The sequence below is a fragment of the Chitinophaga sp. genome, assembly GCF_035564935.1.
Taxonomy (GTDB): Bacteria; Bacteroidota; Bacteroidia; order Chitinophagales; family Chitinophagaceae; genus Chitinophaga.
The window spans coordinates 1-23,867 of the sequence record NZ_DATMTE010000922.1; the positions used below are offsets into that span (position 1 = coordinate 1).

The 23,867-nt window shown below is 47.5% G+C and carries 18 protein-coding genes; 8 read left to right on the forward strand and 10 right to left on the reverse strand.

Going from position 1 to position 23,867, the window contains the following annotated elements:
- The first annotated feature begins 237 nt into the window (after positions 1-237).
- Entirely contained in the window at positions 238-1,020 is a 783-nt protein-coding gene (locus VN105_RS24010; protein ID WP_325645005.1) for a sulfite exporter TauE/SafE family protein, read from the forward strand.
- On the opposite strand, the gene VN105_RS24015 is transcribed toward VN105_RS24010, so the two are convergent.
- From VN105_RS24015 to VN105_RS24025, 3 genes are all read right to left on the reverse strand, one after another.
- Complete coding sequence (locus tag VN105_RS24015) at positions 1,021-1,377, reverse strand: MmcQ/YjbR family DNA-binding protein (RefSeq protein ID WP_325645007.1); 357 nt, start codon at positions 1,375-1,377, stop codon at positions 1,021-1,023.
- A 357-nt stretch (positions 1,378-1,734) separates the two neighbouring features.
- Complete coding sequence (locus VN105_RS24020) at positions 1,735-3,525, reverse strand: DUF885 domain-containing protein (RefSeq protein ID WP_325645009.1); 1,791 nt, start codon at positions 3,523-3,525, stop codon at positions 1,735-1,737.
- A 114-nt stretch (positions 3,526-3,639) separates the two neighbouring features.
- Positions 3,640-5,007: a DUF1080 domain-containing protein gene (locus VN105_RS24025; RefSeq protein WP_325645011.1), complete on the reverse strand. Its 1,368-nt coding sequence runs from the start codon at positions 5,005-5,007 to the stop codon at positions 3,640-3,642.
- 305 nt (positions 5,008-5,312) lie between these two features.
- Here VN105_RS24025 and VN105_RS24030 point away from each other — a divergent pair, with 305 nt between their 5' ends.
- The 5 genes from VN105_RS24030 (at position 5,313) to scpB (ending at position 13,104) form a co-directional block, all read left to right on the forward strand.
- On the forward strand, positions 5,313-8,279 hold the full coding sequence (locus tag VN105_RS24030; protein WP_325645013.1) for a TonB-dependent receptor: 2,967 nt from the start codon (positions 5,313-5,315) through the stop codon (positions 8,277-8,279).
- Between the two features lie 26 nt (positions 8,280-8,305).
- Complete coding sequence (locus VN105_RS24035) at positions 8,306-9,919, forward strand: RagB/SusD family nutrient uptake outer membrane protein (protein WP_325645016.1); 1,614 nt, start codon at positions 8,306-8,308, stop codon at positions 9,917-9,919.
- Positions 9,920-10,043: 124 nt separating this feature from the next.
- Positions 10,044-10,625: a DJ-1/PfpI family protein gene (locus VN105_RS24040; RefSeq protein WP_325645017.1), complete on the forward strand. Its 582-nt coding sequence runs from the start codon at positions 10,044-10,046 to the stop codon at positions 10,623-10,625.
- A 168-nt stretch (positions 10,626-10,793) separates the two neighbouring features.
- On the forward strand, positions 10,794-11,678 hold the full coding sequence (atpG, locus tag VN105_RS24045) for an ATP synthase F1 subunit gamma (protein ID WP_325645019.1): 885 nt from the start codon (positions 10,794-10,796) through the stop codon (positions 11,676-11,678).
- Between the two features lie 118 nt (positions 11,679-11,796).
- Positions 11,797-13,104: an SMC-Scp complex subunit ScpB gene (gene scpB, locus VN105_RS24050; RefSeq protein ID WP_325645021.1), complete on the forward strand. Its 1,308-nt coding sequence runs from the start codon at positions 11,797-11,799 to the stop codon at positions 13,102-13,104.
- A 102-nt stretch (positions 13,105-13,206) separates the two neighbouring features.
- On the opposite strand, the gene VN105_RS24055 is transcribed toward scpB, so the two are convergent.
- The 7 genes from VN105_RS24055 to pheT all read right to left on the reverse strand — a co-directional run bounded on the left by VN105_RS24055 (position 13,207) and on the right by pheT (position 20,366).
- Positions 13,207-14,028 (reverse strand): purine-nucleoside phosphorylase, encoded by an 822-nt coding sequence (locus tag VN105_RS24055; RefSeq protein WP_325645023.1) that lies wholly within the window; start codon positions 14,026-14,028, stop codon positions 13,207-13,209.
- Between the two features lie 23 nt (positions 14,029-14,051).
- Entirely contained in the window at positions 14,052-14,840 is a 789-nt protein-coding gene (locus VN105_RS24060) for an SDR family oxidoreductase (protein ID WP_325645025.1), read from the reverse strand.
- Between the two features lie 12 nt (positions 14,841-14,852).
- Positions 14,853-15,467 (reverse strand): DUF1080 domain-containing protein, encoded by a 615-nt coding sequence (locus VN105_RS24065; RefSeq protein WP_325645027.1) that lies wholly within the window; start codon positions 15,465-15,467, stop codon positions 14,853-14,855.
- Between the two features lie 103 nt (positions 15,468-15,570).
- The gene (gene rny / locus VN105_RS24070; protein WP_325645028.1) at positions 15,571-17,136 is read right to left on the reverse strand and encodes a ribonuclease Y; all 1,566 of its coding nucleotides are present in this window, start codon (positions 17,134-17,136) and stop codon (positions 15,571-15,573) included.
- A gap of 171 nt (positions 17,137-17,307) precedes the next feature.
- Positions 17,308-17,601 (reverse strand): cell division protein ZapA, encoded by a 294-nt coding sequence (locus VN105_RS24075; protein WP_142683921.1) that lies wholly within the window; start codon positions 17,599-17,601, stop codon positions 17,308-17,310.
- Between the two features lie 16 nt (positions 17,602-17,617).
- Positions 17,618-17,926 carry a hypothetical protein gene (locus tag VN105_RS24080; protein ID WP_325645031.1) on the reverse strand — a complete coding sequence of 103 codons (309 nt, stop codon included), beginning with the start codon at positions 17,924-17,926 and terminating at the stop codon, positions 17,618-17,620.
- Between the two features lie 10 nt (positions 17,927-17,936).
- A complete protein-coding gene (gene pheT, locus VN105_RS24085; protein ID WP_325645033.1) occupies positions 17,937-20,366 on the reverse strand; it encodes a phenylalanine--tRNA ligase subunit beta in 2,430 nt (809 codons plus the stop codon).
- A 472-nt stretch (positions 20,367-20,838) separates the two neighbouring features.
- Here pheT and dnaB point away from each other — a divergent pair, with 472 nt between their 5' ends.
- Positions 20,839-22,407, forward strand: a complete 1,569-nt coding sequence (gene dnaB, locus VN105_RS24090; RefSeq protein ID WP_325645035.1) for a replicative DNA helicase — start codon at positions 20,839-20,841, stop codon at positions 22,405-22,407.
- A gap of 81 nt (positions 22,408-22,488) precedes the next feature.
- Positions 22,489-23,829 (forward strand): MATE family efflux transporter, encoded by a 1,341-nt coding sequence (locus VN105_RS24095; RefSeq protein WP_325645037.1) that lies wholly within the window; start codon positions 22,489-22,491, stop codon positions 23,827-23,829.
- Positions 23,830-23,867 lie beyond the last annotated feature (38 nt).

A 23,867-nucleotide genomic window follows, 5' to 3' on the forward strand; every position in this document is an offset into this window, starting at 1 on the left:
TCGCAAAAAATTAAAAAAATGTTTTGACCTGTTACCCGGAATTTTTATCTTTACAAAACTATAAACCCTTTCTCCTATTGGGTTTATAGGCTAACAATAAATATAATAAGTTGTTATCCCCCATAACTTTTAGTTATCACCACTATTAATTACGATCCCCTAATTTTGGCCTACCTGTAATTTTTATAACCAACCACACCAACCACCAAGTTGCGCATTCCCGGAGGGATGAATTAAATGGAATTTTTACAACAATCTCAGTACCTGCCAGTATTGCTGATAGGGCTTATAGTAGGCTATTTGTCCGGTTTATTGGGAAAAGGAGGCAGTGCTATCAGTACGCCGGCCCTGCAGATCTTTGCCGGCGTAAACCCGTTTTTTGCCCTGGCATCGCCGTTACCGGCATCTATTACCAGCACTTTATCCGCCACAGCGGTTTACAGTAAGGAAAAACTGTTTAATAAACGCGTGATCCTGCTGGGCGCGGCTTTCGGCGTTCCAGCCACCATCTCCGGATCATGGCTCAGCAGCTACCTGCCCGGCAAAACGCTGATGATCATGACGGCTCTGTTCATCATGATAACAGGTATGTCGCTCATGTACTCGTTTATACGGAATAAACCCAATGGGGAAATTGTGATATCATCTGAAGAGGCGCCTGCTGCTAAACTGGTAATGGCGGCCTTATTCATTGGTTTCTTATCAGGGCTGCTGGCGAATGCCGGCGGGGTACTATTCAGTTCATTCTTTATAAAGAAACTAAAAATGCCTATAAAACAGGCACTGGCCTGTGCGGTGGTATTATCTGCCATTTTATCGGTGCCGGGTGCCTTAACGCACTGGTGGCTGGGGCATATAGACTGGAACATCGCACTGCTGCTATCGCTTACGGCATTCCCTGCTTCTTACCTGGGAGCTAAAACAGCCGTGAAAATGAAAACTCCTGCCCTCGAAAAATTATTTGCACTTACCCTTATCGTATTCGGCGTATACGATATTTTCTTTACGATGCTGAAATAATCAGGCATGCGCCTTCATCTTGTGAATAGCTTCCTGTTCATAAGGTGGAAGCGTGCTCACTATAATCTCGTAGGCGTTCTGGAGGAAATCTTCCAGTTCAGTAGCCGGCAGTATATCCTCCTGTTTCAACTGCACCCAGTGATACCGCGCCAGGTGAGGCGCCGGTACAATACCCGGTCTTGAAATCAGTTGATGGAACTGGTTCTGACTGCACTTAAAAGATACCCTGTGAGGCGGGTCCAGGGAAATCATGCAGAATAATTTTTCGCCTACATAAAAGCGCAATTCATTGTCCCACTTTTGTTCAGTGATGACAGCCGGAAGTGACCGGCACAGATCAAGGGTATGATCAAACATAGCAGCAGGTTTTAAAAGAATATTATTTAGGGCCGTTTTTTTAGGACGACTTGTGTCAATAGTTTACATGCACAGACTAACATATTAAAATATGAAGTATGTGTGGTTAACGTAAATCTAAGCTGTAAATAGTGAATGAAACTGCACTATAAAAATAGGGAATAAAAACCAATCGTGAATGTTAAAATGATTTTTCCATCCCGCCGCAATTCCTTTACCTGTAACCATTGCGGGTTTCGGGGGAAGCGGTATTTCTTTCTTAATCGAAATTTAATCCGGTTCATAAATGCCTCCGGCTTATACCGCAGCCCTTGTAAAGGGCGGTACAAGCCGGAAGTGAAGCCAGGTAAGCTATTGCTATGGCTGGGCAGCGGCCCAGCGCGCCATTTTCTGTTCCAGCACTGATAGCGGTACACAGCCGTCTTTTAACAGTTCATCGTGAAAGGAGGACAGGCTGAACCGGCTGCCCAGTGATGCTGTATACTGGTTCCGCAAGCCGCGTATCTTCAGTTCACCGATCTTATAGGAAAGCGCCTGCCCCGGAATAGCCATGTAGCGCTCAATTTCAGCAGTAGCCTCCTGCGTGGATACCGGTTCATTGTCCATCATGTATTTGATGGCCTGCTCACGGGTCCAGCCTTTGGTGTGCAAACCAACGTCCACCACTAAACGAATAGCGCGATGTATTTCATCCGTTAAACGGCCAAAGTACATGTAAGGATCTGTATACAATCCCAGCTCTTTTCCCAGGCTTTCACAATACAGCGCATAGCCTTCGCCATAGGCGCCGATCCATGAAAACCGGCGGAACTTAGGCAGGGAATCATTTTCCTGTTGCAATGAAATCTGGAAGTGGTGCCCCGGAATGGCTTCGTGCAAAAACAGGCATTCCATGCCGGTATACGGAAAGCTGCCGGCGTCCAGGATGGGCACATAGAATACACCAGGCCGGGTACCATCAGCGCTGCCCTGCATATATTCGGCCGATGCAGAAGCTGCCCGGTATGCTTCGGTTTGACGGATCTCGAATTTTGTTTTGGGAAGATGACCGTACATTTTCCTGACACCCGGCATGATCTTGTCCTCAATGGCTTTGAAGGAGTCCAGTATAGCCGCCGGTGTTTTAAAGATGCGCAGCTTTTTATCGCTGCGTACCGATGCAAAGAAAGCCGGAAGGTCGCCTTTGAAACCGGTGCTGTTTTTTACTTCCTCCATTTCTCCCCTTATCCTGGCTACTTCTTTTTCTCCCAGGGCAAAAATTTCCTCCGGTGAAAGATTGGTGGTAGTCCAGCTTTTTATCAGGAAAGCATAATAGGCCTTTCCATCGGGAATATCGCCAATGCCGCTGCTGGTGCGGGCTTTAGGCAGGTATTCCTGCTGCATGAAGTCGCGCAGTTTGGCGAAGGAAGGAAGGATATATGTTTCAATAGCGGTGTTGTAATCTTTGGCCAAACTGGCTTTGGCTGCAGCATCCAGCGAATCGGGGATGGTTTTGAGCGGCGCATAGAACACGTTCCCGGCGGTATCTTTTTTGGCAAGGGCCGTTACCTGTGGAATTACTTTCACCACCAGGCTTTTAGGCAATACGTAGCCGGTGGCTATTCCCCGGCGCATATTGGCGATGGCTGTATCGGTCCATATGGCAAAGCGTTCCATACGATGCATGAAATTCTGATAATCCTTTACGGTTTTAAAGGGCTGGGCGGAGGAGCCGGAACCCAGTTGCGCCAATGTGAGGGGCAGGCAGGTGAACTGCTGTACCGGCATCAGGTGGTCGTGGAAGGTAAGCGCCTCCCGGTTGATGCTAAATTCGCGCTGAAGCATATCATAGGTAATGCGGTCATTGCCCGGAAGTGCAGCTGTGTCAATTCCTTTAATAGCTTGCTGATAGCTGGTATAAAAGGAATCGAGCTTTGCGCGGTAGCCTTCACTGATGTCGATAGGCAACTGGTCGTTATATTGATTCTCCCCATTCTGGGTGGCTTGCAAAGGATTAAGGGCCATGCTTTCATTGTAATACCGTTCGGCCAGGTGGTGCAGGGAGTCCTGCGTGGCTTTTAGATTATCATGGGCGCCTGGTTGCTGGCAGGCCCCGGTTAGCACGGCTGCCCACAGCAGCAGGGCGCCTTTTTGTTGTAACATTTTCATATTGATGGGTTGTGAACAGGTAGTAATTTACCGTTTTATCCAAGAAAAAAAGCATTCCGAAGAATCGGAATGCTTATTTAGAACAGTGAACAATGAAAAAAAAGGTAAAAAATATTATTTAAGATTCTTTATACGGATGCTTTTGAAAGAAACTTCGTTACCATGATCCTGTAAAAGGATATGCCCTTCGGGCAACAGGCCAAAGTTTTTCCAGTTTTTATACTTGCTGATGGCCACCAAATCCTTGAAAGCCTGGGAACCACGCTCATATTCCAACACTTTAAATCCATTTAACCAGTGTTCAACGTGGTTATTTGGATACACAATAATACGACCTTTGTTCCATTCTCCAATAGGGTTGATGGCACGTTTTTCCTGTTTTCTTGTCATGAGGTCGTAAAGACTTGCCAAAGTGCGGTCTCCGTCGCGTCCCAGCTTGGCGTCGGGATGTCTTTCATCGTCCAGTACCTGGTACTCCAGCCCGATGGCCGACTTACCACCTGCCTCGTAGGCTTCGCTTACAAAGTATTTTACCCCGCTATTGGCTCCTGGTGTGAGTTTGAAGGTAAATTCCAGTTCAAAGGCGCTGTATTGTTTTTCGGTAACAATATCGCCACCGCTGCCTTCTTCATCTCCCGTAGAGTGACCAATGGTAAGCACGCCATTCTGCATGGTCCAGCCGGCAGTGGGGAAGTTCTTTTTATACACGCCTCTCCAGCCTTTGCTGGTTTTTCCGTCCCACAACAGCTGGTAGCCGTTTTTCTTTTCCTGGCCGGAAATAGTGTTGTCCACATTGTTTACCACGTAAATCTTATCATACGGGCTATACTGGGAAGCTGCCGGATTTTCTATCAGGCGGATATTTTTCCAGTAGATGTTCTTGTTTTCATCAGCTGCATTTTTACCGATGCTATGCACCTGTAAAGCGATGAAGCCCTTTGGCAGCGCGGTATCTACCAGGTGGGCGGTAGGTACGCCGTTCACCCAGGTACGCATTTCATTGCCCCGGCACTCGATACGGTATTTGTTCCAGCCATCTTTTTTGAAGGCATTCTGCCCGGCAGGGTTCAGTTCCATCGGGTACTGCCAGCCCCTGCGGCCCTCTTCATAAATACCACCGCTCCATTTACGGTCGGAAGGATCAATCTCCATCTGGTAGCCAAATACACGGCCGTTCTGGTAGTCGGCCCGGCTTTGGCTGCGGAACTGGATACCGGAGTTGAACTCCTTACCCAGCTTAAATTCCAGCTCCAGGATAAAGTCGCCGTACTCCTTTTCCGTAGCCAGGAAAGAGTTTGGCGTGTTCTGTACAGTGGTGCCCACAATCTCGCCGTTCTGCACATTATATTTTGCTTCTCCCCCCAGTTGTTTCCAGCCTTTCAGATCTTTACCGTTGAAAAGTTGCTGCCACTGGGCTTTCTGAGCGAAAAGGCCACCGTACATACACAGTAGGGAGCCACATAAAAGGATCGTCTTTTTCATAACTAAAACGGAATAAGGTGACCAAAATAAACAATGAAAATGATTTTTACAACCGATTGCAAAAGATTAATCTTATTTTTTATTTTTTAGGAACATGATAATCTGATCAATAGGTGGTTTGCCGGAATTAGAAATAAAAATATTTCTGCAAACGATTGCAGCAATGTAAAAATATCTTATTTTGTTTCCCAATAGTACCACGTAGCCAAAAGCCAAAATCGAACTAAACATACTCTTTATCTACAACCACTATAAACAACGTTATGAAAAAAGTTTTTTCACGTCTAACTTGTATAATAGCCTGTTTGCTATTCTACCAACTTTCCCAGGCACAAAGTAACCCGGTTACCGTAGAAGGTAATGTACTGGACGCTCACAAGCAACCACTGGTTGGTGTAACAATTGCCATTAAAGGGAAAAATTCTGGCACACAATCGGATGGCAACGGGCATTTCCGCCTTAAAGTGGCAGATGCAGCCAACGCAACACTCGTATTCACCTACATCGGGTTTACTACATATGAAGAAGCTGTAAAAGGTCGTGCAATCGTTTCCGTAACTCTGCATGAAGACAACAAAAAACTGGAGGAAATAGTAGTAGTAGGATACGGTTCACAGAAGAAAAAGGATGTGACCGGGTCCATTTCCTCGGTAGGCACCAAAGCCATACAGGACGTACCGGTTACCAATCCCCAGCAGGCACTGCAGGGCCGCGCTCCTGGTGTGGAAGTACTCAATAACAGCAGTAAACCCGGTGATGAGCCCACTGTGCGTATCCGCGGTACCCGCTCCCTCAGGGCAGGCAACGATCCGCTCTATGTGGTAGACGGTATTCCTTACGCTGGTACCCTCAGCGATATCGGCACAGGAGTAATACAATCGATGGATATTTTGAAAGACGCCTCCGCAACAGCCATTTATGGCTCCAGGGGCGCTAACGGCGTAGTGCTCATTACTACCCAGAAAGGCAAGGAAGGAAAACCGGTGGTTTCCTATAGCGGCTCCTATGGTTATGTACAGCAACTCGGTGAAACAGACATGATGGATGCCAGCCGCTTCATTGAAATGCGCAGGGAGGCCAACCGCACCATTGGTAAATATGATGATGCCAATCCCGACGCATCAGACAAGAAAATATTCAATACCGTTGAATACGCCAATATCCAGAAAGGAACAAACGTAGACTGGCAGGATCTGATGATCTCCCCGGGCTATCAAACCAATCACGGTCTCAGCGTAGCCGGCGGAACAGACAGAACAAAATACACCGTGGGACTCGGCTACTTCAAAGACCAGGGCGTGCTGAAACTGCAAAGCTACGAGCGCTATAACTTCAATGTTGGCGTGGACCAGATGATTGGCAACCGCGTTCGTGTGGGAGCCACCCTCCTGGGCGCTTACAGTGAACGTAACGGCGAAACGTATAATGGTATAGACAATGCCCTGAAAATGCTGCCCATTGCCGCTCCTTACGACGACAACGGAAAGCTGATCACCTACCCAACCGGCGATAACCAGCAGCCTAACCCGTTATTGGATTATGTAGATGGCAACCGCATTGAGTTAATGAAACGTTTCCGCATCTTTACCAGCCTGTATGCAGAAGTAGAGATCATGGACGGACTGAAATACCGCCTCAATGTGGGCCCGGATATCCAGAACTATAACTATGGTCTTTTCCAGGGTAAAAACAATACCAACCTGCTGATCGGTGGCGGCGATGCTACCGCTTCAAAAGGAAACGCGTCCACCATGGCGTACACCATCGAAAACATCCTCACTTATAACAAGGAGATCAAGAAACATAATATAGGCTTTACCGGTTTATACAGCGTTCAGCGCCAGAACGTAGATATTTCCACTACCAATGTGAGAGGTATCCCCGTGGAAACCCAGCAGTATTACAACCTGGGCCAGTCGCTCAATGTAACAGGCGTAACCAGCAGTCTCAGTTCCTGGACCATTCTTTCCTATATGGGCCGTTTGAACTATGGATATGACGACCGCTACCTCCTTACCCTCACTCTCCGTGCGGATGGATCTTCCAGGTTTGCCCCCGGGAAGAAATGGGGCTATTTCCCTTCCGTTGCGGCAGCCTGGAACCTGATCAATGAAAAATGGCTGAAAGGACAAAAAGTGCTGGATAACCTGAAACTACGCGCCAGCTTTGGTCGTATTGGTAATACAGGTATTGACCCATACGCTACCCAGGGTAGCCTGAGCAGGATCCCTTATTCCTTCGGAAATAAAGGGGTGCTGGGTTTTGTGCCGCTCCAGCTGCGTAATCCCAATCTCACCTGGGAGTCTACCACTTCTACTGATATCGGGCTCGACTTCGGTTTCCTGAATGGCCGTATCACCGGTGTGGTGGAATGGTATAATCAACGCACTACCGACCTGCTCATGCCGCAAACGCTTCCATTCAGCAATGGCTTCAATGAAGTGCTGATGAACCTGGGTACTTCCCAGAACCGCGGTCTGGAATTTGGCATAGGCGCCACCATTATCGATAATCCTGATGGATTCAGCTGGAAAATGGACGCCAACTTCTTCCTTAACCGTTCAAAGATCCTGTCGCTCGGAGATGGCAGAACTGAAGATATTGGCAATGCCTGGTTTGTGGGGCAGCCTACCTATGTGTACTACGATTTTAAGAAGACCGGCATATGGCAGGATAAAGATGTCGCACTGGCGAAACTGTACAACGTGAAGCCGGGTGAAATCAGGCTGGAAGACGTTAATAAAGATACCCTCATTGATGCTAAAAACGACCGGCAGATCCTGGGTTCACCGCAACCCAAATGGTCGGCAGGTACCACCCAGCGCTTCTCCTACAAGGGGTTTGAATTATCGATCGTAGCCTTTGCACGTATAGGAAGCATGATCAAAAGTGATTTCTACCAGAACTATAACACGTTGTTTGGCCGTTATAACAACCTGAACATCGATTATAATACACCGGCTAATCCGACCAACGATTTTCCACGGCCTAATGCCAACCAGGAAAGACCCAGCAACTACCAGTCGCTCAGCTATTTCGACGGTTCATTTTTCAAGATCAGGAACGTTACACTGAGCTATGCTTTCCCCGACGCACTCGTGAAAAGCATGCGTATGCAGGATTTACGGGTGAACGTAGGAGTAAAGAACCCGATGATCCTCGCGCCATACCGCCAAACCTGGAAAGGTATTGATCCGGAAGACGTAAATGTGATCGGCATTGATGCACCCGCCACCTGGATGCTGCAGTTCGGAATAAATGCCAAATTTTAAATCAACCATCTTTAAAAGAAAACGTTATGAGAAATATAATTCCTGTCATCCTGCTGCTGGCCGTTGCTACCACCTCCTGCAATAAAATGCTGGATGAAAAGATAGTTACCAATGTAACAGATGATTTCTACAATACCCCGGCAGGTTTTCAGACAGCCGTAAACGGTTCTTATGTGTCTATGCGCAACTTCTACAGCACAGAACGTGGGATGACACTCACAGAAACAGGCACCGATATCATTACCAATGGCTCCGACGGAGACTTCAAATATACCAGCCAGTATACTTCCCAGCTGGATTCCCGCTATGCGCATGTAAGGGAAGTTTGGAACAGCTTTTATCAAACTATCAACACCTGTAACGTAGTGGTAGACCGGGCCGATAAGATCACCGATCTCGACGAAGCAGTGAAGAAAAAAGGCATAGCGGAAGCAAAGTTCTGCCGGGCACATTATCATTTTGTGCTGATGGAAATGTTTGGCGCTATCCCACTGCGCATGAAGGAAAATACGGAAATTCTGAGGGAAGCGCACCGCGATTCGGTAGCTGCCATCTATGATGCAGTGATCGGCGACCTGGAGGCGGCTGCTACCGATTTACCTGTAACACAGTCTGAATGGGGCCGTGCCACCAAGCCAGCTGCAGAGCACCTGCTGTCGAGAGTGTACCTTACCCGTGCTTCCTCTCCCCAGGCAAAGCCCGGCGACTATGCCAATGCCGCAAAGTATGCCGACATGGTGATTAAGAACTACGGTTTTAAATTACTGGCGGATGTTGGACAGGTATGGGCACAGGGTAAAGAAAATAACGAGGAAACCATCTGGGCTGCACAGTATACCACCGACCCGCTGTATGGTTACCCTGATAACAATGCCTGCCGCTTTTTCCTGATGCAGTACGATGTGCTGAAAGGAATGAAGCGTGATTTGCCAAACGGTACGCCCTGGAAGCGTTTCAGGCCTACATCGTTCCTGCTTGATACATTGTATAAAGACAGGGTGCATGATGTACGTTATGAAAAATTTTACAACGTTCTCTGGAGAACCAATGCGCCTGTTGATAACCTGAAAAATGGCGATACCGCTGTATACCTGCCGGGCTATGATGTATCTGATGCCGTGATTGCCAGCAAGCCTTACATGCTGGTACCACCAAGACTGTACACAGAAAAACTGTATCCTTCCCTGAATAAATTTGCCGACGCCCTTCGCCCGGATAACCAGGCCTCCGGCGTAAGACCCTTTATTGCCATGCGCCTGGCGGAAGCCTACCTGATAGAAGCAGAAGCGCTCATGATGGACGGCAAAAAACAGGAAGCGGCCGATCTCGTAAACGTGGTACGGTGGAGGTCCGCACGTATTGGCGCTACCCCGGCTGAAACACAGGCTAATCATGATGCCATGACCGTAACTGCCGCAAATATGAACATCGATTTTATCCTGGACGAAAGAGGCCGCGAACTGGTAGGAGAACAACTGCGCTGGTTTGATCTTACCCGCACTCATAAGCTGCTGGAAAGGGTGAAGCTGCACAATGAGCAGGCCCGTAACAATATCAGGCCCACTCATGTGCTGCGTCCTATTCCGCAGGACCAGATCGACAGATCGGTAAATGAATTTCCGCAAAATCCGGGTTATTGATAACCATCTTTCATATAAAAAAATGCAGCGGAGATCATACCCATGGTCTCCGCTGCATTTTTTGCTAAAGGCTAAATGCTTATCTTCAGTGAGCCTTTTTTAACGCAATAAAACCCTCATTTCTATGGCACAGAAAAAGATATTATTACTGACAGGAGATTATGCAGAAGATTATGAAACAATGGTTCCGTTCCAGATGCTGCAGATGATTGGTCACGAAGTACATGCGGTTTGTCCTGATAAGGCGGCTGGCGATAAGATCAAAACAGCGATCCATGATTTTGAAGGCGATCAGACCTACAGTGAGAAACCGGGTCATGGTTTTGTGTTGAACGCTACTTTTAACGATGTGGCCGGCGCTGATTACGATGCATTGGTAATAGCCGGCGGCCGGGCCCCGGAATACCTGCGGCTGAACAAAAATGTACTGGAACTGGTAAGGCACTTTTTCCTGGAAGATAAACCGGTGGCCGCCGTTTGTCATGGTATCCAGATCCTGACCGCCGCCGATGTGGTACGCGGGAAGAAACTTACGGCTTATCCCGCAGTGGCGCCGGAGGTTACAGCTTCCGGGGGCACTTACGTATCCGTAAATGTATACGAGGCAGTAGTGGATGGAAAACTGGTAACTGCGCCCGCATGGCCAGCTCATCCGCAGTGGATCGCAGGGTTTCTGCAGGTACTGGGAACCAGTATTACGCTGTAAATGTTATTTATGTATAATTGTTTGATTAACATATAAATAAATAAAGTTTAAATTATCTTTCTGCGGATTTTCAAATTAAACTGCCATTGCTTACCTTTGCAGCCAAATTCAGGAGGCTATCCCTGTATTGGTCATTGATAATTCGTAATTCGTAATTGATTTTTATATATGTCCGGACAGCTTAAAGAAGTTCGTAACCGAATCAAGTCTATTCAATCTGGTCAGCAGATCACCAAAGCCATGAAAATGGTAAGTGCTGCTAAATTAAGACGTGCCCAGGATGCCATCATGCTGATGCGTCCTTACGCCGTAAAGCTCCAGGAAATGCTGCAGAATATTGTTTCCAACAGTGAAGGCAATATCGACACGCCACTGGCAGCGCAGCGTCAGGTTGAAAAGGTACTGGTTGTGGTCATTACTTCAGACAGGGGTTTGTGCGGCGCCTTCAACTCCAACCTGATCAAAACAGCTAAACGTGTGATCCGCGAAAAGTATGCTGAACAGTTTGAACAAGGCCAGGTAGAAATCTTACCAATTGGTAAAAAAGGTTATGATCACTTTGTACAGAATGGATATAAAGTAAATGACAGGTTCTGGCAGCTTTTTGGCAATCTTACTTTTGATCATGTGAAAGAAGCCGCTGCTGTAGCCCTGCAGGGTTTTATAGACGGTACTTACGATGCTGTTGAAATTGTTTACAGCGAATTTAAAAACGCTGCTACACAGGTATTCGTAACAGAACAGTTCCTGCCGATCGCAAAGGTGGAAAATACAGGTAAAGGTGGGCTGAAAGCAGATTACATCTTTGAACCTGAAAAGGATACCCTGATCGCAGAACTGATGCCTAAGATCCTGAACACACAGTTCTTCAAAGCCATCCTGGATTCCCATGCTTCTGAGCACGGCGCCCGTATGACTGCGATGGATAAGGCTACAGAAAACGCCAGCGAATTGCTCCGTTCCCTGAAGATCTCTTACAACCGTGCACGTCAGGCCGCTATTACCACCGAGCTGACAGAAATTGTGAGCGGTGCTGCTGCATTGGCAAACTAAGCTGTTGAAGAGATTATTAACACTAAGTCAACAACTGAATTAATATTTTCAGATTAGGGTCAAAGACTGTATTTTCGGTCTTTGACCTTTTTTGTAAATCCGCATCTCCTGTTAACGTATGGAAATATCACAGATCATCCCGCACGTGGAAGCATTAATTTTCGCGGCCGACAGGCCGTTACCTTTGCTGGAAATAGTGGATCTGCTCAACAACGCTTTGGCTTTCCTGGAAGACCGCACCAACCTGGACCAGGTAGAAGCTGCCATGGAGGCCATCAGGGAAAAATACAGCTCTGAATTTTATGCTTTCGAAGTACGCAGCAGCGGGGGAGGCTACCAGTTCCTCACCAAAAAAGATTATTACCAGACAGTAGCCCAGCTCAACGGCGATAAGTTCCTGAAGCGACTTTCTACTGCCGCCCTGGAAACCCTGGCCATCATTGCCTACCGGCAGCCGATTTCCAAAGGCGAAATTGAATATATCCGTGGTGTAAGCACCGATTATTCTATCCAGAAGCTCCTGGAAAAAGAACTGATCGTGATCACCGGCCGAAGTGAAGACCAGCCCGGTAAACCATTACTGTATGCCGTTTCCCGCTCCTTTATGGATTATTTCGGGATCAGCTCCGTAGCAGATCTGCCCAAACTGAAGGAATTATTTGATGAGGAAATGGTGCAGCCTACACTCATCAACGATGATACGGCTACCCTTGGAAGGGGCGAACACGGTACCCATACCGCCGAAACGGCCCATTCCCTGATGGTATCGGAAGACGGGGAACTCCTGGACCCTGAACATCAGCTGGATCATTTAGCCTCACCTTCCACGGATACCGAAGAAGAACCCGGTGCTTCCGAAGATGAAGAAGTAGAACCCGATGATGAAATTGTTCGCTTCGATGATATTATTGAAGAAGCAAATGAAGAATCCGGTGGAGAAAGTGAAACCGGTTTGGCAGAAACGGACGGGGAGAAAGAGGGAGATGAAGAAGAAGGTGATAAAGAGGATGTAGAAGAAAATGAAGATGAAGAAGATGATGAAGATCCTTATGCAGTAAGGGATACAGCGCCCGGTATCAACGAAGAAGAGAACGAAGACCCGGTTGGGGTTGTTGAAGATATTATCTCCGGAGAAGAAGAAACAGCGATAGAAGAAGTTGAAGAGGAAACAGATGAAGAAGATAAAGAAGATGATGAAAAGGATGAAGATGATGATAGCGATGAGGAGCCGGACAGCACAATGGAAGACGCTATTTTAGGAGAGAAATTACTGGAAATAAGCGGGCCGGGGATAGCATACAATGATGAAGAGGAGGAAGAAGAAGATGATGACGACGACGATGATTATGATGATGAAGATGATGACGATGAAGAAGATGATGAAGACGATGACGATGACGAAAAAGACGAAAATTCCGGAAAATAAAAACAATTCCAAATAAAAATAGCGGCTCCAGGGCCGCTATTTTATTAAAAAAAATCAGTGTAATCAGCGTAATCATCTAAATCCTGAGTCAGACAATCTCCGCTACAATCCCGCTATTACCCGCGCGAAAAGTCCGCTCAGTAGTTTATCCGCCTTTCCCGCTACAGCAATAATTTCTTCTATGGAAACGGGGTGCAGGTTATCGGGATCACATTCGTCTGTTACCACCGAAACGGCTGCACAGGGCAATTGCAGCTGGTTAGCCACAATTACTTCCGGCACAGTGCTCATGCCTACCAGATCGGCGCCAATCATGCGGAGGAAGCGGTATTCCGCCCTTGTTTCCAGGTTAGGGCCCATAACGGATACGTATATACCCTTTTTTAACGTGGCGCCAAGGGAAGTGGCGGCGGCTTGCAGCTTGCTGCCCAGTTCAGGATGGTATGGCCGGCTCATATCCGGGAAGCGGGGGCCATATGCGGGTGCATTGAGGCCGCGCAGCGGATTTTCCGGCTGCATATTTATATGATCATCCAGTAATACCAGGTCGCCTTTTTTAAAATCAGGGTTCATACCACCGGCGGCGTTGCTGAGCAGCAGCTGTTGGATGCCCATGGCTTTCATAACCCGTACCGGGAAAGTGATCTGCTGCATGGTATAGCCTTCATAGTAATGAAAGCGGCCCTGCATGGCTATTACCGGGGTGTTATTGATATGCCCCAGGATCAGGTGACCTTTATGTGATTCCACGGTAGATTCGGGGAAATGAGGGATTTGCTGGTAGGGAATGGAATGTGCTATTTCAATATGATTTACCAGTTCTCCGAGGCCGGTTCCCAACACTACGCCTATGCGCGGCTGTTCAAAGGAAAAGGATTGCAGATAGGTGGTAGCCGCAGCTATTTGTTGCAGTAACAGGTCCATACGTTTGTTGAATTTGCTGCAAATTAATTCCCTTTGTGCGCAATCAGGTAAAACAGTGGTGGAAAATATCGTTTAAACCATAGTAGGATCTTTTCTTCCCTGGCTATCAGCACTATTTTTTTTCGTGTATGCATGGCCTTTAGGATCTTCCTGGCGCAGCGGTTTACGGGAATGCCGTTTGCCTGGCCGGGATCCATTTTGCCATAAGGTTCGCCGTTGGCGGTGATGGCGGAGTAAGTGATAGGAGTGTGGATGCGTCCCGGGCAAACGATGGTGGTATATAAGCCGGGAATAGGTTGTTCCGTTTGCAATGTTTCGAAATAGCCCTGTAATGCGTGTTTGGCAGCGTTGTAACCGGAGCGCCAGGGATAGCCCATGAGTCCGGCCATACTGCTGATCACGATGATCTGCCCGTTGCCTGTTTGCCTGAAATGTGGCAACAGGGCTTTTGTGAGCATTACGGCGCCGAAAAAATTCACTTCCATCAGCTGGCGGATGGCGGCAACGGAGGTGTCTATCAGTTTGGAGCGTTGCGTAACGCCTGCATTGTTAACAAGTACATCTACTTTTCCGAAAAACTGCAGGGCGCGTTGAGCGCCTTCATTTACCTGGGTTTCGCTGGTTACGTCTATCAGGAGTATTTCACAGTGGGGCGTATGCTGCAGGCATTGATGGCGTACTGCTTCCAGGGCGGGTTGGTTCCGTGCAGCAAGGATAAGGCGTGCTTTTTCCTTTGCCAGTAAAAGGGCCAGCTCATGGCCTATACCTGAGCTGGCGCCTGTAATGAGTATTACTTTATCTGTAAAGTGCATTCAACCGTTGTATTACGATTTCAAAGGCACCAGTTTGATGCTTTTCCATCTTACCTTGATACCGCCGCCGGAATGGATCTGGAGGGCTATCTGGCCATTGGCTGCACCGATCTTTTCATCTTTCAGGGTGATCATTTCGTGGCCATTGAGCCAGGTGGTTACGTTATCGCCCTGTACACGCACTTTCATGGTGTTCCATTCGCCCATTTTCAGGTACTTTTCTTTTTCTTTGTCGGGTTGAATGAGCCAGCCGCGGCCATATGATTCATAAATGCCGCCGGTGTGCATATCAGGAGGCGCTACTTCTGCCTGCCAGCCGGTAATTTTGGTGCCTTCCAGCGAGGAGTGAAAGAATACGCCGCTGTTGCCGTTGGCTTCCTGTTTGAATTGAACGGTGAGCTCAAAATCCTTGTACTGGCCGTCGGTGGCCAGGTAGCCATATTCTTTATCAGGGCCGCTTTCGCATATCAGCTCGCCTTTTTCCACGTACCATTTCTCTGTACCGTATACTTTCCAGCCATCGAGATTTTTACCATTGAATAAAGACTGTGCTTTTTGCGCAAAGGCACTGCCGGTTCCCAGTAACAGGGCGGCTCCAAGTAAACAATTGAAAAAGGTTTTTTTCATAACACTGCTAAGATTTAGTGATTGTTCTTTAAAAAAAAGTCCCCCGGGGTAAACCGGAGGACTCCAATATAAGTTCAAATTCCTGAATTATTACATCAGAAAACTATCTTGCTATATTCACTGCTCTTTTTTCACGGATCACAGTTACTTTAATCTGGCCGGGATACTGCATTTCTGTTTGTATCTTATTGGCGATTTCGAAAGAAAGGCGATCTGCGTCTCCATCGGACACTTTATCACTTTCTACGATAATACGCAGTTCCCTGCCGGCCTGGATAGCATAGGCTTTTTCCACACCGTCGTGGGCCAGCGCCAGGTTTTCCAGGTCTTTGATACGCTGCAGGTAGCTCTGCATGATTTCGCGCCGTGCGCCGGGGCGTGCACCACTGATAGCATCACAGGCCTGAACGATGGGGGAAATTACATACTGCATTTCCATTTCATCATGGTGGGCGCCAATAGCATTTACCACGGCAGCATGTTCGCCATATTTTTCAGCGAGCTTGGCGCCGAGAAGGGCGTGGCTCAGTTCAGTTTCTTCATCAGGTACTTTACCGATATCGTGCAGCAATCCCGCACGTTTGGCTAATTTAGGGTTCAGGCCCAGTTCGGCTGCCATTACCGCGCAAAGGTTAGCGGTTTCCTTAGAGTGCATGAGCAGGTTCTGACCATAGGAAGAGCGGAAGCGCATCTTACCTACCAGGCGTACCAGTTCTTTATGCAGGCCATGGATGCCCAGTTCAATAACGGTTCTTTCACCGATATCCATTACCTGTTCTTCCAGTTGTTTCTTGGTTTTTTCCACTACTTCCTCGATACGTGCAGGGTGGATACGTCCGTCCTGTACCAGACGTTGCAGCGATAAGCGCGCAATTTCACGGCGAAGCGGGTCAAAGGAAGATAAAACGATGGCTTCAGGGGTATCATCTACGATCAGGTCCACACCGGTAGCCGCTTCAATGGCACGGATGTTACGGCCTTCACGGCCAATGATCTGGCCTTTGATCTCGTCGCTTTCCAGGGTAAATACAGTGATGGTATTTTCAATTGTTTGCTCTGCAGCAGTACGTTGAATGGATTGGATAATGATCTTCTTGGCTTCCTTGTTCGCTTTTAATTTAGCGTCTTCAATGATTTCCTGGATATGAGAGAGGGCCTGTGAGCGGGCTTCTTCTTTCAAACTCTCTACCAGTTGGTGCTTCGCTTCTTCTGCTGTTAAGCCGGCTACTTTTTCGAGGCGGCGGATATGTTCTTCCTGGTGTTTTTCCAGTTCGGTACGTTTGATGGTTACCAGTTCCATCTGACGGTTCAGGGTTTCCTTGATAGCGTCGTTTTCGTTTAATTGTTTCTGGATTTGCTCGTTTTTCTGGTTTAATGCCTGTTCCTTCTGTTTGATACGGTTTTCCGATTCTCCCAGTTTCTGGTTACGCTGCAATACGTCTTTTTCGTATTCACTTTTTAGTTGCAGGTATTTTTCCTTGGCTTCCAGCAATCTGTCTTTCTTAAGGTTCTCTGCACTGATCTGTGCATCTGCAATGATTTTTTTAGCCTGTTGTTCAGCTTCGTCTATCTTATGCTGCGTATTTTTGGCAAAAATCACCTTACCTAGCACAATCCCAATGATCAATGCCACTACTGCAGCTATTGTCGTGATAAGTGTAACATCCATATGAATTATTTATACTTGATTTATGTAGTATTCTCATACCCATATCGCTGCTAAAACACGACAGGGGCGAGAACTGACCCGCGAAAATACAAAAAAATAGCAGTTAAAGCGTCTTTGATACGTGATAATTAGCCAATTAGCTAATTCATTGTTAAGCAATGGGTAACGTGATCAACCCAATGCCTGGTTGATAATTTCTTCCAGCTTTTCCAGCTTCTCCTGCAAAAAAGGCGCAGTGCTTGCCTGGGCTTTACCGCCGCTGGTTACAGGATGTGTGGCGTACATAATAAGGGCCATAGCAATATAGTCCTGCAGGTCTTTCCCTGCATATGCAGTTTTAAAATCGACGATCTTCTCATTCACTTCTTTCATAATACGACGTACTTCCGCTTCTTCTTCCGGTTTGATCTTGATCCGGTAAGAGCGGTCGGCTACTATGATATTAACGGGAATGAGTTGCTCCATGATGTATGATTTTAGGTTAGCTGTTCAGTAAAGCAATGCAGCGGTCAATTTCTTTAATGTAATCATTGATCTTGCCGCGGATCTCTTTTTTGAACGCTTCATCTTCTGCTATGGTGGTAGTAGTGCCCTGGGCAGTAGATGCAATTTTCATCAGTTGCAATCTTTCTTCCAGTCCCTGTACCGCCTGTTGTTGCTGTTGCAACTCCTGTTGCTGTATGCTTACTTCTTCTTTCAGCAATGCATTCTCAGCCTGCACCTGCTGGAGTTTTTTTACCAGCAGGTGCAATCTTTCTTCTACACGTTGAATGTACTGCTCCAGAACCATTTCAATATACTTATTTTCTTATCTCCGCCTGTATCTGTGTTTCAAACGTTTTGATAAGTTTGTCCATTACACCATCAATTTCCTTATCTGTAAGTGTTTTCTGAGGATCCAGGAAGGTAAAGCTTACGGCGTAAGACTTCTTATTAGCCCCCAGTTTTTCACTCTCAAATACATCAAACAGGTTTACCTGTTGTAACAGGCCGGATTTCACGCTGCGTGCTGCTGTTTCAACGGCGGCAAACTTCACCTGCCTGTCGAGCACCAGCGCCAGATCTCTCCGTACTGCCTGGAATTTCGGTATTTCCTTGTAAAAGTTATCACTTTTTTGCAAGAGTCCCAGTATTTTATCCCAGTTGAAGGTAGCATACCATACGGGCTGGCGGATGTCGAACTGCTTCAGTTTAGCCGCAGGCACGCCTCCCAGTGTAACCACCACCTGGTTTTTTACCTTGATATCCCACGACGGCTGCAGCCCCGGTTCAGTGCTTTCTGCCCAGGTGAACTGCTTATAGCCCAGTTGTTGCAGGATATTGATCACAAATCCTTTCAGGAAATAAAAATCCACCGGACTGGATTTGTGCATCCAGGTTTCTGCTGTTTTTTTACCGGTGAGATATAATACCAGGTGATTATTTTCACCATAGCCTTTTTCCAGTACGCGGTAGGTTTTACCAAATTCGAAGAACAGGAGGTCTTCGTTTTTGCGGTTCAGGTTATGGGCTATGCTTTCCAGGCCGGTTTCCAGCATGGAAGGCCGCATGATATCCAGTTCCACGGTAAGACTGTTCATCATTTTCACCGCATGTTCCAGTACTTCCGGCGTATAGTATTTACTGTTGGTGATAGAGTTGGTGAATATTTCGTTGAACCCGTTGCCGGCGAGATAATCGGCAACTTTTTCCTTTACCCTTTCGGCGTCCGGCTGGGCGGAGAGGGCGGGGGAAATGGCGATTTTAGACGGTATTTCAATATTATCAAGGCCGTCGATCCGCATTACTTCTTCCACCAGGTCGGCCGGCAAACTGATATCCGGTTTACTGAAGGGCACGGCTACACGCAGGCCTTCTGCGGTTTCAGACAGGATGTCGAAGCCCAGGCTGCGCAGTATGTTTTTGATCTTGCCGTCGGGATAGTTCCCCCCGCTGAGTTTACGGATATAGCTATACGTAGTTTCCACCTGTGTTTTTACTTTAACAGAGGGGTATATGTCGATGATGTCTGAAGCTGCTTTACCGCCGCTGAGTTCACAGATAAGGCCGGCAGCGCGTTGCAGGGCAAACACCGTATTGGAAATATCCACTCCTTTTTCAAAACGGGTGGCGGCGTCGGTTCTTAAACCATGCCGGAAAGAGGTAGTGCGGATCCCGCCTGCGCTGAAAAAGGCGCTTTCCAGGAAAATGCTATGGGTAGTATCGCTTACACCGGAGTGTAATCCGCCAAAAACGCCTGCTATAGACATGCCTTCGCCGGCGCCATTGCAGATCATCAGGTCGGTGGCATCCAGTTTCCTTTCTTTTTCGTCCAGCGTAACAAAGGGAGTGCCCTGTGGGAGATTTTTCACCACTACAGCGTTACCTTTTACAGCAGCAGCATCAAAAGCGTGCAATGGCTGGCCGGTTTCATGCAAAATGAAATTGGTGATATCTACAATATTGTTGATTGAACGAACGCCAATGGCCGTGAGCCTGGCTTTCAGCCATTCGGGAGACGGCGCCACCTGTACGCCGGTAATGGAAATACCGCTGTACCGGGGGCAGGCATCCGTGTTTTCGATAGTAACGCTGATGGCTAAAGGCGTATCTGCTTTGGGCAGTGCCTTTATTTCCGGCAGCTTTACCAGGTATTTATGCGTTTGTTCTATATTATTAAGGAAGGCGCAAACGTCTTTTGCCACGCCGATATGGCTCATGGCGTCCATGCGGTTAGGAGTAAGCCCTATTTCGAAGATGTGATCCTGTGCGGGTTTAAACACTTCGCTGGCGGGAGTGCCGGGCTGCAGGGAAGCGTCGAGTACCAGGATGCCATCGTGGCTGCTGCCCAGTCCTATTTCATCTTCCGCGCAAATCATCCCCTGGCTTTCTTCTCCACGGATCTTTGCTTTTTTCATGGTAAGCGGTTCGCCGCCCAGCGGGTAAATGGTGGTACCAATGGGGGCTACCACTACTTTTTGCCCGGGAGCTACATTGGGAGCGCCGCAAACAATATGAAGCGGCTCTCCGTTGCCGGTATTAACGGTGGTGAGTTTCAGCTTGTCTGCATTGGGGTGTTTTTCTGCCGTCAGTACTTCGCCGATTACTAATCCAGCCAGACTTCCCTTTACTGCTTCAAATTTCTCCAGGCTTTCCACCTCCAGTCCTATTCTGGTTAAAATGGTAGATAGTTCCTCCGGTGTAGGCTTTACCGGTAAATATTCACATAGCCAGTTGTATGAAATCGTCATTTATCTGCTCGGTTTATATAAGTGGCGTAAAGTTAACAACTAGAATTGATTTTCGGACTTTGCGGCTTATCCACTTTGATTCTTTGGATTTAAAATTACCTTAAAACCGCCATGGTGCTGTATTTTTGCAGGATGTGGAAAATCTTTTATCACAATGTGTGTGAATAATCGGACCTTTGCATGGGAATTTCCTGTGTTTTGGTGGATAACCATATTGCTGTCAGTGGATAACTGACATTTTGCTTGTGGACAACCTGTGTATGAGGCTTAATAAATTTAATGACGGAGGAGAGGGTATTAATCGGAAAAATGCCTTTACCTTAGTTTGCTCGGCTTGAAAAAATTTACAATTTCTTAACGTAGCTATCACCCCTATAGAATGCGGGAAAATGCAGATATCGATTGTAAAAACAACAGGAAAGGCCCATTGACAGTAACCTTTTATTAACTTTTTTTAATACACTAACCATAAATGGATCTCAATCTTAAGAAGGACCGCAATGTGCGCAGAAAGCCGTCCATTGATGTGTCATCCTTGGTGTATGGCAAGATACCACCACAGGCTAAAGAATTGGAAGAAGCTGTTTTGGGAGCCGTAATGCTGGAAAAAGGTGCATTCGACACCGTTATCGAGATATTGAAAGGAGAGTGTTTTTATGTAGAAGCACACCAGATTATTTTTAGTGCCATGACCCGCCTGGCGGGTAAGTCGATGCCGGTGGATATCCTCACCGTTACAGAAGAGCTGAAATCGATGGGCTCACTGGAACAGATCGGCGGACCATTTACTGTTATGAAGCTCACCAACATGGTGGTGTCTTCTGCAAATATTGAAGCGCATGCCCGTATCATCCTCCAGAAATTTATTCAAAGGGAACTGATCCGCATTTCAGGAGAAATCCTGACGGAGTCTTATGAAGACACCGCCGATGTATTTGACCTGCTGGATAGCGCGGAATCAAAATTATTTGAAGTCACGAATAATCACCTCCGTAAAAACTACGATTCCATCGACCGCGTGCTGGTGAACACCATGAAACGGATCGAGGACCTGCGGAATAAAGGAGATGATATTACAGGGGTACCTTCCGGGTTCCCTTCACTGGATAAAGTAACCTATGGCTGGCAGTCAACGGATCTGATCATCATAGCGGCCCGCCCGTCTGTAGGTAAAACCGCTTTTGCGCTGAACCTTGCGCGTAACGCGGCCCTTCACCCCCGCTTCCCGAAAGGGGCAGCGGTATTCTCGCTTGAAATGTCGTCCGGCCAGATCGTACAACGTATCCTCTCGGCGGAGTCGGAAATAAAGCTGGAAAAGATTTCCCGTGGTAAGCTGGAAGAATATGAAATGAAGAAGCTGATGACCCATGGTATTGAACGCCTGGCAAAAGCCCCCATCTTCATTGACGATACCCCGGCCCTCAACATCTTTGAGCTGCGCGCCAAATGCCGCAGGCTGGTACATAACCATGGCGTAGGCGTTATCATCATCGATTACCTACAGCTTATGAGTGGCAGTAGCGATGGTAAAGGTTCCAACCGTGAACAGGAGATCAGTAAAATTTCCCGCGACCTGAAAGGATTGGCAAAAGAGCTACAGGTACCGGTGATCGCCCTTTCGCAGTTGAGCCGTGATGTGGAAAAGCGTAAAGATGGTAACAAAATGCCCCAGTTGAGCGATCTCCGTGAATCGGGCGCCATCGAACAGGATGCGGACATGGTAATGTTCCTGTACCGCCCTGAATATTATGAAATCAACACCAATGAAATGGGCGAATCCAATAAAGGTGAAACCCACGTTCGTATAGCCAAGCACCGTAATGGTCAGCTGGATACCATCAAACTCAGGGCCGTACTGGAATACCAGCGTTTTGAAGATGATGGCAGCCTGGAAAACCCCGGTGGAGGCAGTCCATTCGCAGGTATCAGCCGTCCGCAGCAAGGCGGAGGCGGCAACGACGAAGCGAAACTGTATATCCAGAAGGGATCCAAGATGAACGATATGAACTTCGATGAAGGGTTTGAAGATGCACCATTTTAGCGCATAAAAAAGATATTGCTAAAGGCCGGCATCGAGAAGATCGCCGGCCTTTTTTATTCGCGCTTAATAACAGAACAATCAATGAAACAGCTGTATTTAAAATACAAAGGGCATTACAAAGACAATTTCAGTTTAGCCTATCCCGTAGTTATTTCCCAGTTGGGACACACGTTAGTAGCATTATCAGATAGTATTATCATTGGCCATACCGGGAAGGTACCACTGGCAGCGGTATCTCTGGGGAATGGTTTGTTCTCCGTATTTATGGTGGCCGGAATAGGCATGTCCTATGGCCTTACCCCGCTGATTGCACAGGAAAACGGGCGTGGCAATAAAGGCGCAATCGGGCATTTACTAAGTCACAGCCTTATTATTAATATGGTAGTAGGTGTGCTGTTGTCGGCTGTAATTTATGTGGGCAGCAACCATTTGTCTTTCCTGCACCAGGAGGGCGATGTAGCGGATCAGGCAAGGCCCTTCCTGCGTTTCCTGGGCTTTTCCTTTATCCCGCTGATGTTATTCCTTTCCTTCAAGCAGTTTGCAGAGGGGCTGGGGTTTACCCGCCAGGCTATGAACATCAGTATTATCGGGAACGTACTCAATGTCCTGATAGGGATCACATTGGTGTACGGCTTGTTCGGGTTGCCGCGTATGGGGGTGATAGGTGTGGGGATCGCCACGTTTACAGACCGCCTGGTAATGGGGATTACCATGACCTTTTACGTGCTGCGTGCACCCCGTTTTAAACCTTATTTGCAGTCGTTTGGATTTAAGAACCTGCAGGCAGCTGCCATTAAAAAGATCCTGGGCATCGGTACGCCGGTGGCCATGCAATACCTTTTCGAGGTAAGCGCCTTTAGTGGCGCTGCTGTAATGGTAGGCTGGATGGGCGCTGCGGAGCTGGCCGCTCACCAGATTGCTTTGAGTCTTGCTGCCATGACATACATGATGGCCAGCGGTATTTCCGCGGCTGCCGGTATTAAAAGCGGGAATAACTTCGGGAAGAAGGATTTCCGGGAACTTCGTTTGTCGGCCATTGCCAGTTATCATATGGTGCTGTTGCTGATGGGCGGCGCCGCATTGCTGTTTACATTGGGTAACCACCTGTTGCCCTCCTTTTACATCCAGGATCCGCAGGTAATTGTGATCGCTTCCCGTTTACTGATCATTGCGGCGTTTTTCCAGTTGTTCGACGGTATGCAGGTAGTGGGACTTGGTATCCTGCGTGGCCTGGGCGATGTGCGTATTCCAACCGTAATTACCCTGCTGGCCTATTGGGTGCTGGGTATTCCTTTGGGTTACCTGCTGGGTATTAAACTGGGCTACGGTGTGGAAGGTGTATGGTGGGCGCTGTTGCTGGGCTTACTGGTGGCTTCTCTGTTGCTGTTTGCCCGGTTCCAGATCAAAACAAAGAAACTGTAACGCGGATATACATCTTCCTATATTATCTTCGCAGGTCA

What these genes read in the sequence shown, in the direction of transcription:
- VN105_RS24080 (WP_325645031.1), bottom strand. Translation starts at nt 17,926, where the DNA reads ATGGTTCTGGAGCAGTACATTCAACGTGTAGAAGAAAGATTGCACCTG.
- atpG (WP_325645019.1), top strand. Translation starts at nt 10,794, where the DNA reads ATGTCCGGACAGCTTAAAGAAGTTCGTAACCGAATCAAGTCTATTCAA.
- VN105_RS24095 (WP_325645037.1), top strand. Translation starts at nt 22,489, where the DNA reads ATGAAACAGCTGTATTTAAAATACAAAGGGCATTACAAAGACAATTTC.
- VN105_RS24075 (WP_142683921.1), bottom strand. Translation starts at nt 17,601, where the DNA reads ATGGAGCAACTCATTCCCGTTAATATCATAGTAGCCGACCGCTCTTAC.
- VN105_RS24055 (WP_325645023.1), bottom strand. Translation starts at nt 14,028, where the DNA reads ATGGACCTGTTACTGCAACAAATAGCTGCGGCTACCACCTATCTGCAA.
- VN105_RS24020 (WP_325645009.1), bottom strand. Translation starts at nt 3,525, where the DNA reads ATGAAAATGTTACAACAAAAAGGCGCCCTGCTGCTGTGGGCAGCCGTG.
- VN105_RS24015 (WP_325645007.1), bottom strand. Translation starts at nt 1,377, where the DNA reads ATGTTTGATCATACCCTTGATCTGTGCCGGTCACTTCCGGCTGTCATC.
- VN105_RS24060 (WP_325645025.1), bottom strand. Translation starts at nt 14,840, where the DNA reads ATGCACTTTACAGATAAAGTAATACTCATTACAGGCGCCAGCTCAGGT.
- pheT (WP_325645033.1), bottom strand. Translation starts at nt 20,366, where the DNA reads ATGACGATTTCATACAACTGGCTATGTGAATATTTACCGGTAAAGCCT.
- VN105_RS24010 (WP_325645005.1), top strand. Translation starts at nt 238, where the DNA reads ATGGAATTTTTACAACAATCTCAGTACCTGCCAGTATTGCTGATAGGG.
- scpB (WP_325645021.1), top strand. Translation starts at nt 11,797, where the DNA reads ATGGAAATATCACAGATCATCCCGCACGTGGAAGCATTAATTTTCGCG.
- dnaB (WP_325645035.1), top strand. Translation starts at nt 20,839, where the DNA reads ATGGATCTCAATCTTAAGAAGGACCGCAATGTGCGCAGAAAGCCGTCC.
- VN105_RS24025 (WP_325645011.1), bottom strand. Translation starts at nt 5,007, where the DNA reads ATGAAAAAGACGATCCTTTTATGTGGCTCCCTACTGTGTATGTACGGT.
- VN105_RS24035 (WP_325645016.1), top strand. Translation starts at nt 8,306, where the DNA reads ATGAGAAATATAATTCCTGTCATCCTGCTGCTGGCCGTTGCTACCACC.
- VN105_RS24065 (WP_325645027.1), bottom strand. Translation starts at nt 15,467, where the DNA reads ATGAAAAAAACCTTTTTCAATTGTTTACTTGGAGCCGCCCTGTTACTG.
- VN105_RS24040 (WP_325645017.1), top strand. Translation starts at nt 10,044, where the DNA reads ATGGCACAGAAAAAGATATTATTACTGACAGGAGATTATGCAGAAGAT.
- rny (WP_325645028.1), bottom strand. Translation starts at nt 17,136, where the DNA reads ATGGATGTTACACTTATCACGACAATAGCTGCAGTAGTGGCATTGATC.